General features: G+C 47.0%; 17 protein-coding genes and 3 pseudogenes. 16 read left to right on the top strand and 4 right to left on the bottom strand.

What is annotated here, in order from left to right:
* Window positions 1-430 precede the first annotated feature (430 nt).
* On the bottom strand, window positions 431-1,111 hold the full coding sequence (locus HK413_RS13355; RefSeq protein WP_317169603.1) for a helix-turn-helix domain-containing protein: 681 nt from the start codon (window positions 1,109-1,111) through the stop codon (window positions 431-433).
* 248 nt (window positions 1,112-1,359) lie between these two features.
* Window positions 1,360-2,340: an NAD(P)H-binding protein gene (locus HK413_RS13350; protein ID WP_175270483.1), complete on the bottom strand. Its 981-nt coding sequence runs from the start codon at window positions 2,338-2,340 to the stop codon at window positions 1,360-1,362.
* Between the two features lie 224 nt (window positions 2,341-2,564).
* Between HK413_RS13350 and HK413_RS22415 the strand changes: the two genes are divergently transcribed.
* From HK413_RS22415 to HK413_RS13300, 16 genes and pseudogenes are all read left to right on the top strand, one after another.
* Window positions 2,565-2,879 carry a DUF6660 family protein gene (locus HK413_RS22415; RefSeq protein WP_394353183.1) on the top strand — a complete coding sequence of 105 codons (315 nt, stop codon included), beginning with the start codon at window positions 2,565-2,567 and terminating at the stop codon, window positions 2,877-2,879.
* A 78-nt stretch (window positions 2,880-2,957) separates the two neighbouring features.
* Window positions 2,958-5,998 (top strand): annotated as a pseudogene (locus HK413_RS13345) (efflux RND transporter permease subunit); the annotation flags it as partial.
* A 111-nt stretch (window positions 5,999-6,109) separates the two neighbouring features.
* Window positions 6,110-6,604 (top strand): TolC family protein, encoded by a 495-nt coding sequence (locus HK413_RS22655; RefSeq protein ID WP_449406800.1) that lies wholly within the window; start codon window positions 6,110-6,112, stop codon window positions 6,602-6,604.
* Window positions 6,595-7,332 carry a TolC family protein gene (locus tag HK413_RS22650; protein WP_449406799.1) on the top strand — a complete coding sequence of 246 codons (738 nt, stop codon included), beginning with the start codon at window positions 6,595-6,597 and terminating at the stop codon, window positions 7,330-7,332. Before HK413_RS22655 ends, HK413_RS22650 begins: the two co-directional genes overlap by 10 nt.
* A gap of 2 nt (window positions 7,333-7,334) precedes the next feature.
* Window positions 7,335-8,141 (top strand): efflux RND transporter periplasmic adaptor subunit, encoded by an 807-nt coding sequence (locus HK413_RS13340; protein WP_246230539.1) that lies wholly within the window; start codon window positions 7,335-7,337, stop codon window positions 8,139-8,141.
* Window positions 8,138-8,533: an efflux RND transporter periplasmic adaptor subunit gene (locus tag HK413_RS18570; protein ID WP_246230538.1), complete on the top strand. Its 396-nt coding sequence runs from the start codon at window positions 8,138-8,140 to the stop codon at window positions 8,531-8,533. The genes HK413_RS13340 and HK413_RS18570 overlap by 4 nt, the downstream gene beginning before the upstream one ends.
* A gap of 3 nt (window positions 8,534-8,536) precedes the next feature.
* Window positions 8,537-8,950 carry a Fur family transcriptional regulator gene (locus HK413_RS13335; RefSeq protein WP_175270482.1) on the top strand — a complete coding sequence of 138 codons (414 nt, stop codon included), beginning with the start codon at window positions 8,537-8,539 and terminating at the stop codon, window positions 8,948-8,950.
* Window positions 8,951-8,984: 34 nt separating this feature from the next.
* On the top strand, window positions 8,985-9,161 hold the full coding sequence (locus HK413_RS13330; RefSeq protein WP_175270481.1) for a hypothetical protein: 177 nt from the start codon (window positions 8,985-8,987) through the stop codon (window positions 9,159-9,161).
* A 123-nt stretch (window positions 9,162-9,284) separates the two neighbouring features.
* Window positions 9,285-11,224 (top strand): annotated as a pseudogene (locus HK413_RS13325) (heavy metal translocating P-type ATPase).
* Window positions 11,225-11,226: 2 nt separating this feature from the next.
* Entirely contained in the window at window positions 11,227-11,589 is a 363-nt protein-coding gene (locus tag HK413_RS13320; RefSeq protein ID WP_175270480.1) for an RNA polymerase sigma factor, read from the top strand.
* A gap of 115 nt (window positions 11,590-11,704) precedes the next feature.
* Complete coding sequence (locus HK413_RS20160; RefSeq protein WP_217452316.1) at window positions 11,705-11,905, top strand: cation transporter; 201 nt, start codon at window positions 11,705-11,707, stop codon at window positions 11,903-11,905.
* Window positions 11,906-11,943: 38 nt separating this feature from the next.
* On the top strand, window positions 11,944-12,060 hold the full coding sequence (locus HK413_RS20155; RefSeq protein WP_262886919.1) for a hypothetical protein: 117 nt from the start codon (window positions 11,944-11,946) through the stop codon (window positions 12,058-12,060).
* Window positions 12,060-12,599 carry a cation diffusion facilitator family transporter gene (locus HK413_RS15615; protein WP_262886920.1) on the top strand — a complete coding sequence of 180 codons (540 nt, stop codon included), beginning with the start codon at window positions 12,060-12,062 and terminating at the stop codon, window positions 12,597-12,599. Before HK413_RS20155 ends, HK413_RS15615 begins: the two co-directional genes overlap by 1 nt.
* Before the next feature lie 105 nt (window positions 12,600-12,704).
* A pseudogene (locus HK413_RS13310) lies at window positions 12,705-14,937 on the top strand (heavy metal translocating P-type ATPase).
* 16 nt (window positions 14,938-14,953) lie between these two features.
* Window positions 14,954-15,166: a heavy-metal-associated domain-containing protein gene (locus HK413_RS13305; RefSeq protein WP_175270479.1), complete on the top strand. Its 213-nt coding sequence runs from the start codon at window positions 14,954-14,956 to the stop codon at window positions 15,164-15,166.
* A gap of 62 nt (window positions 15,167-15,228) precedes the next feature.
* Entirely contained in the window at window positions 15,229-15,750 is a 522-nt protein-coding gene (locus HK413_RS13300; protein ID WP_246230536.1) for a helix-turn-helix domain-containing protein, read from the top strand.
* 15 nt (window positions 15,751-15,765) lie between these two features.
* Here the strand turns inward: HK413_RS13300 and HK413_RS13295 are convergent, their stop codons facing one another.
* Both HK413_RS13295 and HK413_RS13290 read right to left on the bottom strand, forming a co-directional pair.
* Window positions 15,766-16,659: an AraC family transcriptional regulator gene (locus HK413_RS13295; RefSeq protein WP_175270477.1), complete on the bottom strand. Its 894-nt coding sequence runs from the start codon at window positions 16,657-16,659 to the stop codon at window positions 15,766-15,768.
* A gap of 5 nt (window positions 16,660-16,664) precedes the next feature.
* Window positions 16,665-17,006 (bottom strand): hypothetical protein (locus tag HK413_RS13290; RefSeq protein WP_217452314.1); only part of this gene is annotated, 342 nt, incomplete at its 5' end.

The raw sequence follows: 17,006 nt of genomic DNA, 5'->3' as shown, positions 1-17,006 counted from the left end.
CAATCGCCGAAGAACGATCACTAGGTAACCGGTTATAAACGTTATGCACATCTGAAATGGGTTACCATCAGCGATAAACATGCTGGACGCGCTGATCAAGTTCAAATTGCCATTAAGCCTGGCCAATGATGTGTGAGAGCAATCGCCGAAGAACAAACCCGGTGCACCAATCGCCTAGAAGCTGATCCGGCTATCCGGCTGAAGATACCCGGTGTACCAGCCCATTGTCCAGCAGAATATGCCGATGGATAGCGCAAACTTGAGGGGCTTATACCGGCATTTACACCATTGATTTGCAAGTGGCTGAATTTTGCTATGAGAAAAATGAAAACAGCGCTTAACAGGCATAGCATTCCAAAATAAAACAGCGGTTCGTTTCGTGATTTTAAGGTAGCTAAAAAATCGATCATCGGTAATTGGAATAAGTTAATCAATTAAAAGAAGCCCGGAACTCCAAAGGCGAAAGGTTGGTCTTGCTTTTAAATAATTTGCTGAATGATGGCGGATGTTCAAAACCTAACTCATAGGCAATTTCGCTGATCGACAAACCTGTAACGGATAATTTTTCTTTTGCTTTTTCGATAAGTCTATCGTGAATGTGCTGTTGCGTGCTCTGGCCTGTCAAAGCCTTTAGTAAAGCGCTTAAATAGGTTGGTGAAATATTTAAAGATTCGGCAATAAATTGTACTGTTGGCAATCCTTTTTTGACCAGGTTATCACCGTTAAAATAGCCGTCGAGCATTTCTTCAACGCGGCTAAGGATCTGATTGCTGCTTATTTTCCGGGTTATAAACTGGCGATTATAAAACCGGTCACAGTACTGAAGTAATAGTTCGATCTGCGCGACGATCAAACCCTGGCTGAATTTATCGATATTGGCATGATATTCCTGTTTGATCAGTTGAGCAATGCCCGCAATTGTTGCTTCCTCTTTCTCAGAAAGAAACAAGGCTTCATTTGTTGCATAGCTGAAGAAATCATAGTGTTTGATCGTTTTTGCCAGGGGCGTCCCCCAGAGAAAATCGGGATGGACCAGCAGCATCCAGCCGGAGCTTTTGAAGTCCTGATCAGCATCAAATGAAAAGACCTGTTTAGGGGCAATAAAAAACATGACGCCATCATCAAAATCATAAGATTGCTGACCATAGGTATAATTTATTGTGCCATCTAAATTCCTTTTCAACGAAATGATATAAAAATCAAAAATGACGCTGACCCGGCTATTGCCTGCCGGTGGTTTGAACTCATCCGGGCTGATGACGCTGACCGGGGGTGTTCAGGTTTGGCTATCCCCAAAACCTGATGGTATTGGCTGATGGTTTTAATTTTATAGGGTTCCATGTTTTTTACTAAATTAACCTATTTTGACCGGTAAACGGCTGCAAATTCCTGCGCAAAATCTTTCATTTTTACTTTGCCCAGCTTAGGTTTGTTTTTGTAATAATCTTCAAATAATATCCCGCCGTTACGCATACTGGCGTTCATCTCCACAATATCATTGGCCAGGCTTAATGGCAATTTGAACTTGATCAGCGCGTCCAGCATTTGTTTATCGCTGATGGTAACCCATTTCAGATAGGATTTACCTATTTCAGATCCTAAAGTCCCGGCAATTTGATTACAGGTCAGTTCTTCGCTGGCTACATAACGGATTTTATGGCCGGTTTGGGGTGTGATCAGTTCTTCGGCGATTGCAGCTGCTATATCCACCGGGGAAACCCGGGGCATTTTATCTTCGGCGCCATAATTAGACACAATAAGACCATTTTTCCCTTGCAGTAAACCTTTTAACCCATAATACCTTATGGTCATAAACGTGCCGATAAATCCTTTCAAAAAACCTTCGCCTTTGACAATATCCATAAACTGGTACAGGTTATAATAAAAGCCAACAGGCCGCATAAAAGTAATGGTTACATCGGCAGACAGTTGATTTAAAACCTGTTCTGCAACATAATGAAAAGCCAGCAGCCCGTTTCCCTTATCCGTATGTGCTCCGATACTGCTGAGGTGAACCACCTTTTTTACGCCAGACTGCTGAATGGCTTTGACATAATTGGACGTGAGCCTGCGGGCTTCTTCTCTGGCATCAAGACTGGGGTTTTCTTCAAATTTAAACGGCGGCAGCATCGTGTAAACGGCGTCAGCCCCGATGAATGTTTTTGTTAAAAAAGCTACGTCCTCTATCGAACCGATTGCCGCTTTTGCACCTAAAGCTTCAATATCCTTCTTCTTAGCGGGATTACTGCTGACAATTGTTACCGAATGAGCATTTTGTACTAATTCCTTTGCAAGGGGCTTACTGATGTGTCCTAAAGAACCTGTTATGACAATTTTCATTTGTTTTTATTTTTAACAAATGTCCGGGTAAACAACTACATGCATATAGCCAAAGCTGTGATTGTCTTAGCCATTTATGAGAAATCAATATTTAAGCGTGAGCATTTATTGTTCAAAGGCCCAATGCCTTTTTAATCACCGAAAACGTAATCTGGTATTTATCCGGGAGGTTATACATTTCTTTAAATACCTAACGTTCACAAACTTTGTTACCTTTGCATTTAATGAAATACGTCGCATTCTTATTCAGTATCTATTTTACCCTGCTGGCTATATTACCCTGCCAGGACCGGGAAGATATGATTGCCAGCGTGATGCACGTTACTATTCAAAAAAGTCATTCCCCGAATGATGAAAGGGGTCAGGAAACCTGCCCGCCTTTTTGTAGCTGTTCATGCTGCTCTACCGCAAGGCATTTGACCGCAACAATTGCCTTAACTGTTTTTACGAAATCAATCGCCCGCGAATACCCTGAACACAGCATTCCCGCTGTTCAGGAACAGCCGATCAAGATCTGGCAGCCCCCGCAAATAGGTTAATACGAAATTTCTTAATGTTTTCGCCTGCAATAAACTTTGCATGGCTTTTCCTTATTCGTATTCATTTATTACAAATTTATGTTTGACCAAATTATCGCGTTCTCTATCAGGAACAAGGTAACTATCGGGATCATGACACTGGTTTTAATACTGGTGGGTGTTTATTCAGCCTATAACCTGCCGGTTGATGCACAGCCCGATATTACCAATAACCAGGTACAGATCATTACACAAGCCCCGAGCCTCGGTGCTCAGGAAGTGGAGCAGTTCATTACTTCGCCCATAGAATTATCCATGGCCAATATTGCCGGGATCATTGAAAAGCGTTCCATATCCCGTTCGGGTATATCGGTTATTACCATCGTATTTAAAGATAACGTGGATATTTATTGGGCCCGGCAACAGGTTAATGCCCAGTTAAAAGACGCCGAAGCCAGTATTCCCACCGGGTTGGGAGAGCCAACGCTGGCACCGATCACTACCGGGCTTGGTGAAATATACCAGTATGTGATCCACACCAAAAAGGGTTATGAAAACAAATATACCCCGACCGACCTGCGTACCATCCAGGATTGGATCGTAAGAACCCAACTGGCCGGAACGGTTGGCTTAGCCGAAGTAAGCGGCTGGGGCGGTTACGTCAAGCAGTACGAGGTTGCATTGGATAACGACAAACTGAACTCTTTGGGTATCACCATACCGCAGGTCTACGAAGCCTTGCAAAAAAACAATGAAAATACCGGCGGCTCCTATATCGAACAGCAGCGCAACGCTTACTTTATCCGCGGGCTGGGGCAGGTACAAAACCCGGACGATATCCGCCGGATCGTGGTCGCCAATACCAAAGGCTCACCCATACTGGTCAGGGATATCGCGGTAGTACAATTCGGCAGCGCGACCCGCTACGGTGCGGTTACCCGTAACGGCGAAGGTGAAGTTGTTGCCGGTGTAGCCCTGATGCTCAAAGGCGAGAATTTCAGCGAGGTGATCCAAAATGTTAAGGACCGGATGGTACAGATACAAAAATCGCTGCCGGAGGGCGTGGTCATAGAGCCATTCATCGACCGGACAGAGTTAGTCGGCCGCGCGATCGGCACGGTAAAACGCAATCTGTTGGAAGGTGCCCTGATCGTTATTTTTGTCCTGGTATTGCTTTTGGGAAATCTAAGAGCCGGTTTAGTCGTGGCATCCGTGATCCCGCTGGCCATGCTGTTTGCATTTTCCATGATGCGGTTGTTTGGCGTATCCGGTAACCTGATGAGTTTGGGTGCCATTGATTTTGGGCTGATCGTAGATGGCGCCGTGATCATTGTCGAAAGCGTAGTGCATCATATCACGACCGGCAGCTATCAGCAAAAAGGCGTTGAGAAATTGACGACCGCGCAGATGGATGCAGAAGTCAGGAGCAGCGCGAGTAAACTGATGAAATCTGCCGCATTCGGCCAGATCATTATATTGATCGTTTACCTGCCCCTCTTATCGTTGGTAGGAATTGAAGGCAAAATGTTCCGTCCAATGGCGGAAACAGTAGCTTTCGCCATATTAGGCGCTTTCATCCTTTCACTGACCTACGTGCCAATGGCGAGCGCCTTGTTTCTCAGTAAAAAAACGGCTCACAAACGCAATATATCCGACCGTATTATTGAGTTTTTACAACGCATTTACCGCAGTGCGCTGATTGCCGTTCTTAAAATCAAAGTGATCGCGGTGACTGCCGTGTTCATCGTTTTTGCTATCGCCATTTGGGCATTCAGCCGGATGGGCGGCGAGTTCATACCTACGCTGGACGAGGGCGACCTGACCGTAGAAATTTCCATGATGCAGGGTACTTCCCTCACTGAAGTAGTGAAAACATTCGGTAAGGCAGAGAAGCTGTTGAAGGCTCAGTTCCCCGAGATCAAACAGGCCGTTACCCGTATCGGCAGTTCCGAGATACCTACTGACCCGATGCCGATGGAAAAGGGCGATATGATGCTGGCCATGAAACCAAAAGGCGAATGGAAAACGGCGAAGAACAAAGAAGAAATGATCGAAAAAATGGAGGATGCGCTTTCAGCTATCCCCGGTATCAACGTAGAAATATCCCAGCCCATGCAGATGCGCTTTAACGAACTGATGACGGGTATCCGGCAGGACGTGGCGATCAAAATTTATGGCGATGATCTCGATATTTTGGCTGCGCAGGCTGACAAGCTGGCGAAACTGATCGCGCCGGTAAAAGGGGTTAGCGAACCCTATGTGGAAAAAGTAAGCGGACTGCCGCAGATCCGGGTGACTTATAACCGGGACAAAATGGCCCAATATGGATTGAACATCAGCGATGTCAATATGATCCTGAAAACTGCCTTTGCCGGGAGTGTTACCGGCGTGGTATTCGAGGGGGAAAAAAGATTTGATCTGGTGGTCAGGTTAAACCGTGACCTGCGGGAAAATATATCGGGAGTTGAAAACCTGCTCGTACCGCTGGCTTCGGGTAATAAAGTACCGTTAAGCCAGTGGCTGATATCACTTTCAAAGACGCCCCGGCGCAGGTATCCCGTGAAGACGGTAAAAGACGCATTTACGTCGGATTTAATGTGCAGGGCCGTGACGTGGAAACCACCGTTAAAGAGATACAGGCCAAGCTGAACACCGCTTTAAAATTGCCGGCAGGCTATTACCTCACTTACGGCGGGCAGTTCCAGAACCTGCAGGCCGCCAAAGCCAGGCTGTTGATCGCTGTTCCGGCGGCATTGTTCTTTATTTTGGTTTTGCTCTATGTTACTTTCCGTTCAGTAAAAGAAAGCCTGCTCATTTTTACCGCCGTTCCGCTGGCCTCAATGGGCGGTGTAGCAGCGCTGCTGCTCCGCGGGATGCCTTTCAGCATATCGGCAGGTGTCGGCTTCATCGCTTTGTTTGGCGTCGCCGTCCTCAATGGTATCGTACTGATCGGCTATTTCAACCAGTTGAAGGAGGAAGGGATGACGAATATCTATGAGCGTGTTTTAGAGGGCACCAAAACCAGGCTCCGCCCGGTATTAATGACCGCTGCCGTGGCATCATTAGGTTTCCTGCCCATGGCCTTATCGGCCAGCGCAGGCGCTGAAGTGCAACGGCCTTTGGCTACCGTTGTTATCGGCGGGCTGATCACTGCGACGTTTTTGACGCTTTTTGTTTTGCCATGCCTTTACCTGTTATTTAACCGGAAAGAAGCTGAAAAGATCAAGGTTCCCAAAGTATTGGTGACCATAATGCTGATCCTCGGTTTTAGCGTATTCCAAATAAGTGCCGCTAAAGCGCAGAACAATACACCGCTGACCTTAGACAGTGCGATCAGCAGGGCCCTCAAAAATAACCTGCAAATACGGTCGGCAGGGTTATCGGTGGAAGAAGCCAAAGCCTTACAAAAGTCCGGTACGGATATTCCAAAAACCGAACTGATGCTCACGCAGGACCCAACCAGCGGCGGTAACATGGATAATGCCATTGGCATTACGCAGACTATCGCCTGGCCCGGGCTTTATAAAAATCAGCGTAAACTACTCGATCAGCAAACCTTACTCGCCGAGCGGTCACGGCATTTAACCCGTGCGGAGATCACCCGGCACGTACGGAGTGCGTGGTATGCCTATTTACTGAACCGCGAGACGTTACGCATCCTGAATTACCAGGACAGCGTTTATAAAGGGTTTGTAAAAAGGCAGAGATCCGGTTTAAAACCGGCGAAACCTCGAATTTGGAACTGATCAGCGCAAGGAACAAATACCGGGAAATTATCGCCTTGAAGATCGGCGCGCAGGCGGACCTGCGCAGCAATGAATTGAGCTTGCAGCAACTGCTTAACACTTCCGGTACCCTCGTTATTGCTGAGAGTAATTTACCCCTGGTATTAAACCTGCCCGCGGACACCATCAATGTAGCTAATAACCCGCAGGTGAATGTTGACCTGCAAAACATTGAGGTGGCTAACGCGAGGATCGCCGTCGAAAAATCAAAAGGATTGCCCGATTTGACTTTAGGCTATAACCAGCAGTTGGTGATCTCCGGTTTTAATCCTGCCGGTATCAACCGCGACTATTCGCCGGGTACACGCATTGCCGGTATCCAGTTGGGTGTTGCGCTGCCCATATTCAATGGAGCCAACCGTGCAAGGGTCAAATCCGAAAGGCTTTCCGCGCAGGTTGCGCAAACCAATTACCAGCAAACGCAATCGCAGATACGTTTGCAATATGAGCAGGAAGTACAGCAATACCAGAAATTCAAACAGGCAGTCGATTATTACCAGTCAGGCGGATTAAAACAGGCCGACGAACAGTTACGGATCGCGCAGGTGTCGTTTAACCTCGGTGAGATCGGCTATATCGAGTATATTCAAAACATGTCGGCAGCTGTGCAGGTTAAATTGGCCTACATCGAAGCGCTAAGCCGCCTGAACCAGTCAGCCATTCAGCTGCAATTTATTAAAGGAGAATAACCATGAAGATTCAAAAATATAAACTCATCACGACCGCCGTAGTATTGGCGGTAGTATTTGCCTCCTGTTCGGGCGATTCCGGTAAAAGGGAAACCGATGCCAAAGAAAACGCAGGTAAAGAAACCAAAAAAGAAAAACCGGACGGCCTTGAGCTAACCGCCGAACAAATGCAAACGGTTGGCATCGTAACCGGTCCCATCGCGCAAAAGAATCTGGATTCGGTAATCAAAGCCAACGGGCAATTAGCCGTTCCGCCGCAAAATAAAGCGGATGTAAGTATCCTTTCAGGTGGTATTATTAACCATATCAGCGTGATTGAAGGGCAGCAGGTCAGACGCGGGCAGTTGCTGGCTACCATCAAAAACCAGGACCTGATCAAAATACAGCAGGACTATTTAGCCGCAAAAAATAATTTCACCTATGTACAGGCTGAATACAACCGTCAGAAACAGTTGCAGGAAGCCGGTGCGGGTACGGGTAAATCCTATCAGTCATCGGAGGCGACTTATAATGCGGAACGTTCACGTATCACCGCTTATGAAAGCCAGTTAAGCCAGCTGGGTATTTCGCCCGGCAGGATCGCTAACGGCCATATTGTTTCGCAATTCCCGGTATTATCTCCTATTGGCGGCACGGTCGGACAGATCACCTCCAACACGGGGGCGTTTGTTCAGCCCGGCACCTCCATCATGGAAGTGGTGGACAACTCCAAAATTCACTGCGACCTCACCGTATTTGAAAAAGACCTGATGCACGTTAGGGTGGGTCAGAAAGTAAGTTTCCAGTTAACCAACCAGAAAACCAGTTGATCACCGGCACCATTAACGGCATCAATAAATCATTTGAAAATGAAAGTAAAGGCGTTACGGTCCATGCCGTAATTAATAACAAGGAACAAAAGAACCTTATCCCCGGTATGTATGTAACGGCCCTGATCAGTACCGGCAGCCGCCTCACGGCAGCTGTGCCGGTTGAGGCAGTCGTTCGTTCAGAAGGCAAACAGTTCATTTTTATCGTCGTGCCCGGCGAAGGAAAAACCAATACGGTCAAATTTAAAAAGGCGGAGGTGACGACCGGTGTGACCGAACTGGGCTTCATACAGATCAAGCCGCTTGAAGACCTGCCGGCATCGGTAAGGGTCGCTTTAAGAGGCGCATTTTATTTGCAATCAAAAGCCGCCGGCGGCGCGGAGGAGGAATAACTGATGAAAGAACTGGAAAACACTTTGCAGGAAAAACAGATCAACCCGACCGCTATGCGGCTGGTGGTATTGGACTACCTCCTTAAACAGACCAATGCCGTAAGCCTGACGGATATGGAACTCAGCCTGGAAAAAACGGACCGGGTTACGCTGTACCGCAGTATCAAAACTTTTGAAGAACATGGCTTGGTACACCGTATAGACGATGGTACGGGCGTAACCAAATTCGCCCTCTGCCAGCCATCATGTACAGTTGAGGGCCACCATGACTTGCACGTACATTTTTATTGCACCAATTGCGGCGAAACGCATTGTTTGCCTAAAACGCAAATACCGGAAGTCAAATTGCCGGGCGGCTATGAACGGCAGGAAGTGAGCTTGCTGGTTAAAGGCTTATGTGCTGAATGTAAGCAATAAATGCACTACGATTGCAGGGTCTGCCTGCCTAAATTTGAAGAAGTTGATGATGAGCGAAGAAATATTTAAGGGCTTTGACGATCAGTTGAAAGATCTGCGGCCCGAAGTAAAGGAAAAGGCTATAGAACTGGCAGCCGGTTATCATCAGGATGGCACGGAAGCCGGCATAGCTTTGAAAAAGCGATTGCGGAAGCTGAACTCTGGTTTTTAGATTCAGAAGGATAAGCCGCTTAGATTAAAAATATGAAACAAGAAACAAAGGCCGTCAAGGCCGCAGCAAAATTGCCGGAAACTAATATTAAAGCGGAAAAGGAAAAGACCCGAGGTTAACATCATGAAAGAGGCTGACCGCGAATTGAAACCCGATGAGGAGGAAGAGGACGATGAAGCGCTTGATCTGAACAAACCCGCAGAAGAAGAAACCCTGTTAAGTCACTGGCCGCTGCTTACAGCATTGGCGATATTGATGGTGATGCTGGTCCCGGAGTTTGGCTTTAAATTTCAGCCTGCCTTTCCCGTTAACCTGATCATATTTTCGGTGGCTTTCCTGCTTGCGGGTTATAATGTATTGGGTATGGCCGGCGTAAAGCCAAACACCTTGATTTCTTTAATGAATTTTTTCTGATGAGCGTAGCCACGCTGGGCGCATTCAGCATTGGCTCCTACAGCGAAGGCGTTGCCGTAATGGTGTTTTATTCCATTGGCGAATGGTTCGAGGACGCCGCGGTCAATAAAGCCAAAAAGAGCATTAAAGCTTTGCTGGACATCCGGCCGGATAAAGTAACCGTGATCCGGGATGGCAAAACATCAGTTACCGACCCGAAGGAGATCAAAATCAATGAGATCATACAGGTGAAAGCCGGTGAAAAAGTTGCATTAGATGGCGAACTCTATTCGGACGCGGCTACTTTTAATACCGCCGCATTAACCGGCGAAAGCAAGCCGGATACCAAAAGAAAAGGCGAAACCGTGCTGGCCGGTATGATCAATTTAGATAAAGTCTCAGAGGTGCAGGTTAAATCGCTCTTTAAGGATAGTAAGCTGAGCAAGATCCTCGAAATGGTTCAGGATGCCACCGCGCGCAAATCGCAGACGCAGTTGTTTATCAGCCGATTTGCTAAAATCTATACGCCGATTGTTTTTGCGCTTGCCCTGCTGGTTTGTTTTGCTCCCTATTTCTTTACCGATCCTTATAACTTCCATCAGTGGTTTTATCGCGCGCTGGTATTCCCGGTGATCAGCTGTCCCTGCGCCTTAGTGGTATCTATCCCACTGGGTTATTTTGGCGGCATCGGCCTGGCGTCCCGCAACGGCATCCTGTTTAAAGGCTCCAATTTTTTAGATGTGATGACGACCATCGACACGGTGATCATGGACAAAACCGGCACGCTGACCAAAGGGGTTTTTAAGGTTCAGGAGGTCATAACCGAGGGTATAGACCAGAAGGAACTGGTTAAAATTACCGCAGCTATAGAAAGTAATTCGACCCATCCCATCGCCAAAGCAGTTGTTGCTTACGCCGGTGATGCCTTAGGCGGGCTAAAGGCCAAAGATGTTGAAGAGGTATCCGGGCACGGATTAAAAGGCACGGTCGATGGCAAATCGGTTTTAGCGGGAAATACGAAACTGTTAAAAAAATTCAATATCGCCTATCCGTCCGAAGTAGATCAACTGGTTGACACGGTAGTCGTTGTCGCTATCAATGGAAAATACGCCGGGTATCTGACCATCGCGGATGAGATCAAGGAAGATGCCAAACAAGCCGTGGATCTCATGCACAGCCTGAAAATTCAAACCGTCATGCTGTCGGGTGATAAGCAAGCCGTGGTGGATAAGGTGGCAAAGCTGTTAGGGATCGATAAAGCCTTCGGCGACCTGCTGCCGGACGGAAAAGTGCAAAAGGTTCAGGAATTTAAAAATGCGGGCAGCAGGATCGCTTTTGTGGGTGACGGCGTAAACGATGCGCCCGTAGTCGCGCTGGCTGATGCCGGTATAGCGATGGGCGGCTTAGGCAGCGATGCCACTATAGAAACAGCGGATATCGTCATCCAGAACGACCAGCCTTCTAAAATAACCGCTGCGATAAAGATCGGTAAGATCACCAAAAGGATTGTTTGGCAGAATATTACTATCGCCATGGTGATCAAGGTTATTGTCCTGGTTCTTGGCGCAGGCGGGGTAGCAAATCTATGGGAGGCTGTTATCGCTGATGTAGGTGTTGCATTATTAGCCATCCTGAATGCGGTTCGGATACAAAAGATGAATTTGGATTAATCATGAACTTAACAGCTATCCCTATGTCAGTCGAAACAGATGATACAGCCCTATTAAGCTTATGTCAAAACAGGGCCACACGGAACGAAGGCTTTAAGTTGGTTTTGAATAAATATAATCAGCCTGTCTATTATTTTCTGCGCAAAATTGGATTAACGCATGAAGCCGCGGACGAATTGTTGCAGGATATTTTTGTGCGCTTCTGGAAATCAGCATATATGGAACACGCTACGCTGAAGATCATTTTGTATCGCCCGGCAGCCGCAGACGGACTGGCTTACCTGCAAAAACAACCCCGCTGCTTTGCCGGGATCTGCCCCGATAGCACAAATCACCCCGGTTTTGAAAACGCAGGAAGAATTTGATTTTGAAGAAATAGCACAAATCACGAATACACCTGTTACCGGGGTGAGAAACCTATTCCGTACCGGCATCAGTACAATAGCAGGACAACCCAACCTATAAAACTTGAATTGAACAATGGCACACGCACACGACCACACCCCGGCAAATCATGGCAAAGCATTTATGATCGGCATTCTGTTAAATACCGCTTATGTGGTAATGGAAATCATCTACGGCCTGATCGCTCATTCTTCCGCACTGTTAGCCGATGCCGGACATAATGCCGGTGATGTATTGAGCCTGGGATTTTCCCGGGCGCGCTTGCCTTTGCCCTGAGAAAGCCCTCAGCCAATTATACCTATGGCTTAAAACGGATGAGTATCCTGGCTTCTATCCTGAATGCGCTGATCCTGTTAGTTACGATGGGTATCATAGCCGGCGACGCCATTCACAAGTTTCGGCACTGGAGAATGTCGACGAAAATATCGTGATGTGGGTTGCTGCTATCGGTATCCTGATCAATGGATTCACCGCCTGGTTATTTATGAAGGGACAAAAAGAAGACCTGAATATCAAAGGTGCATTTATGCACATGGCCGCTGATGCTGCGGTTGCCTTGGGCGTAGTTATCGCAGGATTCATCATCAAGCTGACGCATTACAACTGGATCGATCCGGTAATGTGCTTTGTCATCATTATTGTAGTGGTCTGGGGAACCCGGGGTTTATTAAAAGATTCAGTAAACCCGGCATTAGATGCCGTACCGGAAGGCGTATCCATTGCCAAAGTAAAGAATTACCTCAAAAACGTTAAAGGTGTAACAGCGGTTTACGATCTGCACATCTGGGGGATGAGTACCACCCAGATCGCCCTGTCCGTCCACCTGCTTGTGCCCGATCATCAGAATGATGCCATTCTGCTGGAGATCAGGGATCAGTTACATGAACAATTTGAGATCACGCACCCCACTATTCAGATCATCCGTGATGAAAAGACGATGGCCTATAAAAAAGATTGTATCAGCGGATGAATGACCGGAGTATGGAATCTCCAAATTATATAAATCTTTAGCCGAATCCTGTAAGAGCTAAAACGGTGGCCCGGTGTAATTTTGTCTTATCAAATAATTACACGCATGGCAGCACAGCATTTAAGTACATTGACGTTCCCGGTTACCGGTATGACCTGTGCTGCTTGCGCCTCCAGTGTGGAATCCATGATCGGCGCGCAGAATGGCGTCCAAAATGCCGAAGTTAATTACGCCACGCAATCTGTAAAAGTTGCCTTTGATCCTGATCTGGTGCGGCCATTAAGCATTCAGCAATCAGTCCGGTCTATTGGCTATGATCTGATCATTGACCCGATAAACGGGAAGGAAAAGCAGGAAAAAGCGCAAAAAGATCAATACAAAAAGCTAAAACGAAACCTCATTTGGGCGACTGTTCTAACGGTCCCCGTTGCGCTGATCGGGATGCTGTTCATGGATTTACCCTATGCCAATTATATCATGTTGGTATTAACGATACCGGTACTTTTTATTACAGGGAGGAATTTTTTTATGGGTGCCTGGAAGCAGGCGCGACACGGAAAAGCAAACATGGATACGCTCGTAGCCATGAGTACCGGGATCGCCTTTTTATTCAGCGTGTTCAATACGGTCTATCCGGAATTTTGGCACCGGCAGGGATTGCATCCGCATGTTTATTTTGAAGCCGCTGCTGTAGTTATCGTTTTCATCATGCTCGGCAAAATGCTCGAAGAAAAGGCAAAATCGAATACCTCATCCGCTATTAAAAAACTGATCGGCCTGCAACCTAAAACTGTTCTGCTCATAACCGCGCAGGGTGAAGTAGAGACTCCGGTGGCCGATATACAGGTAGGGGATAAACTATTGGTTCGTCCGGGCGATAAGCTCCCGGTGGATGGGACAGTTTACGAGGGTAGCTCATTTGTTGATGAAAGCATGATCAGCGGCGAACCTGTTGCAGTAGAAAAGAAAGCAGGCGAAAAGGTTTTTGCAGGTACGCTGAATCAAAGGGAAGTTTCCGCTTTACGGCGGAAAAGGTGGGAAGCGGTACCATGCTGGCCCAGATTATTCAATTGGTTCAGGACGCGCAAGGCTCCAAAGCGCCGGTGCAAAAACTAGTGGATAAGATTGCCGGTATTTTTGTGCCCATAGTGCTGGTTTTCGCTTTGCTGAGTTTAGCTGCCTGGCTGGTATTTGGCGGTCAACAGGCCTTTACACAAGGCTTGCTGGCGATGGTTACTGTATTGGTCATTGCTTGTCCCTGTGCGTTAGGACTCGCCACGCCGACGGCTCTTATGGTTGGCATAGGTAAAGGTGCTGAAAATGGTATTTTGATCAAAGACGCCGAAGGGCTGGAATTAGGCTATAAAGTAAATGCGGTAGTCCTCGATAAAACCGGAACGATAACTGAAGGAAAACCTGTGGTAACCAGCCTCGTTTGGGCTGACAGTGCCGTACCTGATCAAAACCGGCTGCAAGCGCTCTTTTTAGCTATAGAAAAGCGATCAGAACATCCGCTGGCCGAAGCTATTGTTACCCATTTCAAATCAGAAGCTGTAACAGCTGTTAACCTTACCGCGTTCCATAGCATAACAGGGAGAGGTGTTGAAGCGGAATTTGAGGAACAGGTTTATTTTGTGGGGAGCCATAAACTGATCGAAGAACAGCATATTGATATTCCGGGAGAATTGGAAAACGACATCGCTGCCTTTTTAAAACAGGCTAAAACAGTGATCTACTTTGCCGATAATAGGCAGGTGTTGGCTATAGTAGCCATAGCAGATCAAATTAAAGCAGGTTCAACCGAAGCGGTAAAGCAGTTAAAACTCCGGGCATCGAAGTTTATATGCTGACCGGCGATAACGCCCAGACCGCAGCCGCTATTGCTGCCGAGGCCGGTATTGATCAATATCAAGCTGATACCTTGCCGTCGGATAAAGCCGGATTTATTAAACAGTTGCAAGGCGGGGGTAAGGTCGTGGCGATGATCGGCGATGGGATCAATGACAGCCAGGCCTTAGCGCAGGCGGATGTGAGTATAGCGATGGGCAAGGGTTCCGATATCGCGATGGATGTTGCCAAGATCACCCCGGTTTCCTCAGACCTGCGGCAGGTGCCCAAGGCATTAAGGCTTTCCAAACTCACGGTTCGGACGATACGTCAAAACCTGTTCTGGGCATTTATTTATAACCTGATCGGCATCCCGATTGCCGCCGGTATATTATACCCCGTTAATGGTTTCTTACTTAACCCGATGATCGCGGGTGCCGCAATGGCTTTAAGCTCGGTATCGGTGGTTAGTAACAGCTTAAGGCTGAAACTTTCAAAACTTAATCTTTAATTTAAAAATCAAGAAAATGGAAACTTTAAAATTTAAAACCAATATCAAATGCGGCGGCTGTATTGCCGCTGTTACACCGGCGCTCAATACTTTAAAAGGCATTGACAAATGGGATGTAGACACCGCGAACCCGGATAAGGTTCTGACGGTAGAATCGCACGAAGGGTTGACTCCGTGCGAAGTCATCACCGCATTAAAAACCAAAGGCTATATCGCTGAAAAAATTTAACCGTACTTTTGTTATAATACATGATCCTGCATATCAAAAATATGGTTTGTGACCGCTGCATTATGGTGGTCAGGCAACAATTGGAAAATATTGGGCTGGACGTTGGCGAGGTTAACTTAGGAACGGCGACCGTCCAGCCTGAACCGGATAGCGAACAGTTGAGCCAGGTCGCATCGCAGCTTAAATTGTTGGGTTTTGAATTACTGGATAACGAAAAAGACCAAATGGTAGGGCGTATTAAAAGCCTCATCATCGAAAAGGTACACCATAGCGACCTGGCAGATTCCCATTTGAACTTTTCTCAATATCTTTCGGATGGGCTCAATAAGGACTATGCTTACCTCAGCCGGATGTTCTCCGAAGCGGAAGATACAACCATCGAAAAGTTTATTATCCAGCAAAAGATCGAAAAAGTGAAAGAACTGCTGGAATACGGAGAATTGAACCTAAACGAGATTACCTGGAAAATGGGCTACAGCAGCAGTGCGCATTTGTCTGCCCAGTTTAAAGCGGTTACCGGAATAACGCCGAGCCGGTTCAAAGCCTCACAACCGGGTAAACGAAAGCCGATTGATAAAATTTAAGCAGACCTGGAGGACTTAGATAGCTTCTATCGGTAAATAGATCTCTCTTTGTAATTGCGCGTAAGGGCTCAGTGCCGGGTTCCCGTTGAATGCTTCAAATCTGATAATGTCAGCAATTTTATAACCGTTTTCCGGCAGCCAGTGATGGTATAGATAATGCCCGGCCTGGATGTTTTCCTTGATATCGCCGCAGAGCTTATAGCAGACATACTTTCCCGCTTTTATAGCTGTCAGCTTAAATTTTTTTGGCAACGGCCCTTCGACAGCGATAAAGGTTTTGTAAATATTCCCCTGATGCGGACTGAGTATCCCGTAGATGTTCGTTTCGTCAAAATCTAAGTCGTTCGCTCGGGCGATTTGAATCGCTTTTCTAAAAGACTCCCGGATCTTGATCATATCATCACAGGGTGCGATCAGGTAGAAACCGTTGATTGCTCCGACTTGCCTGATCCGGATATCCAGCTTATCCATGATCTGTTGTTGATCTGATGGTTCGAGTGAACTGTCTTCCCGGTTTTTTAGTTTAAACAGCCGCATTCTTTCCTTCGGTGACCGCCTTCTGATATCCTCCGGTGAAAGACCAAAATAGTTTTTAACCATCCGCGAAAATACCGCCGGGGAAGAAAAGCCGCATTCTATCGCGATTTCTTTCAAGGTTTTATAAGGGTGTATGATCAGAAAAAGCAAAGCGGTTTCCAGCCTGACCTTGATCGTAAATTGTTTTGGGGATTCGCCGGTAAACTCCTTGAATAATTTTTGAAAATAAAAAGGTGAATAATGGGCTATTTCGGCCAGCTCCCTGAGCGAAACGGCACGATGGGCGTTTTTTAAGATATGATCAATAACGGCTTCGATCCGTTGTTGATGCTCCCGATGCATTATCTGGTCCTGCATTGATTTTGAATACATATTGCTTAGTGATGCCCCTGCGGCCCGCCGTGGATAAGGTGCAGAATGACGAACAGTACCGCCATCCCCGCCAATGCCAGGAAAAGATACCGCCGCCGCTCCTTATCGCCTGTTTTACCCCATGGTTTGTATACTGACAATACGGTCGTGTTCATCAGGACAACAAGTCCTCCCGAGGCGTGAACCAGCAGGCGCACCCGCAATCCTTCGAATTCCGGTCCGGACAACTTACCCATCGTTACCAGGCTCGCCATATGGCTCACCGTCGACATATGATTCACCAGGACAACCGATGCAACAAAAGTCAGCAGAAATTTCAGCAATACCCAATAATACCGAAACAAACC

The organism is Mucilaginibacter humi, assembly GCF_013087555.1.
Note: the sequence above shows the minus strand (reverse complement) of the source record. Positions and strands in the feature narration are given on the sequence as shown.

What these genes read in the sequence shown, in the direction of transcription:
- HK413_RS13355 (WP_317169603.1), bottom strand. Translation starts at nt 1,111, where the DNA reads ATGTTTTTTATTGCCCCTAAACAGGTCTTTTCATTTGATGCTGATCAG.
- HK413_RS13350 (WP_175270483.1), bottom strand. Translation starts at nt 2,340, where the DNA reads ATGAAAATTGTCATAACAGGTTCTTTAGGACACATCAGTAAGCCCCTT.
- HK413_RS22415 (WP_394353183.1), top strand. Translation starts at nt 2,565, where the DNA reads ATGAAATACGTCGCATTCTTATTCAGTATCTATTTTACCCTGCTGGCT.
- HK413_RS22655 (WP_449406800.1), top strand. Translation starts at nt 6,110, where the DNA reads ATGCTGATCCTCGGTTTTAGCGTATTCCAAATAAGTGCCGCTAAAGCG.
- HK413_RS13340 (WP_246230539.1), top strand. Translation starts at nt 7,335, where the DNA reads ATGAAGATTCAAAAATATAAACTCATCACGACCGCCGTAGTATTGGCG.
- HK413_RS13335 (WP_175270482.1), top strand. Translation starts at nt 8,537, where the DNA reads ATGAAAGAACTGGAAAACACTTTGCAGGAAAAACAGATCAACCCGACC.
- HK413_RS13320 (WP_175270480.1), top strand. Translation starts at nt 11,227, where the DNA reads ATGAACTTAACAGCTATCCCTATGTCAGTCGAAACAGATGATACAGCC.
- HK413_RS20160 (WP_217452316.1), top strand. Translation starts at nt 11,705, where the DNA reads ATGGCACACGCACACGACCACACCCCGGCAAATCATGGCAAAGCATTT.
- HK413_RS20155 (WP_262886919.1), top strand. Translation starts at nt 11,944, where the DNA reads ATGAGTATCCTGGCTTCTATCCTGAATGCGCTGATCCTGTTAGTTACG.
- HK413_RS15615 (WP_262886920.1), top strand. Translation starts at nt 12,060, where the DNA reads ATGTGGGTTGCTGCTATCGGTATCCTGATCAATGGATTCACCGCCTGG.
- HK413_RS13305 (WP_175270479.1), top strand. Translation starts at nt 14,954, where the DNA reads ATGGAAACTTTAAAATTTAAAACCAATATCAAATGCGGCGGCTGTATT.
- HK413_RS13300 (WP_246230536.1), top strand. Translation starts at nt 15,229, where the DNA reads ATGGTGGTCAGGCAACAATTGGAAAATATTGGGCTGGACGTTGGCGAG.
- HK413_RS13295 (WP_175270477.1), bottom strand. Translation starts at nt 16,659, where the DNA reads ATGTATTCAAAATCAATGCAGGACCAGATAATGCATCGGGAGCATCAA.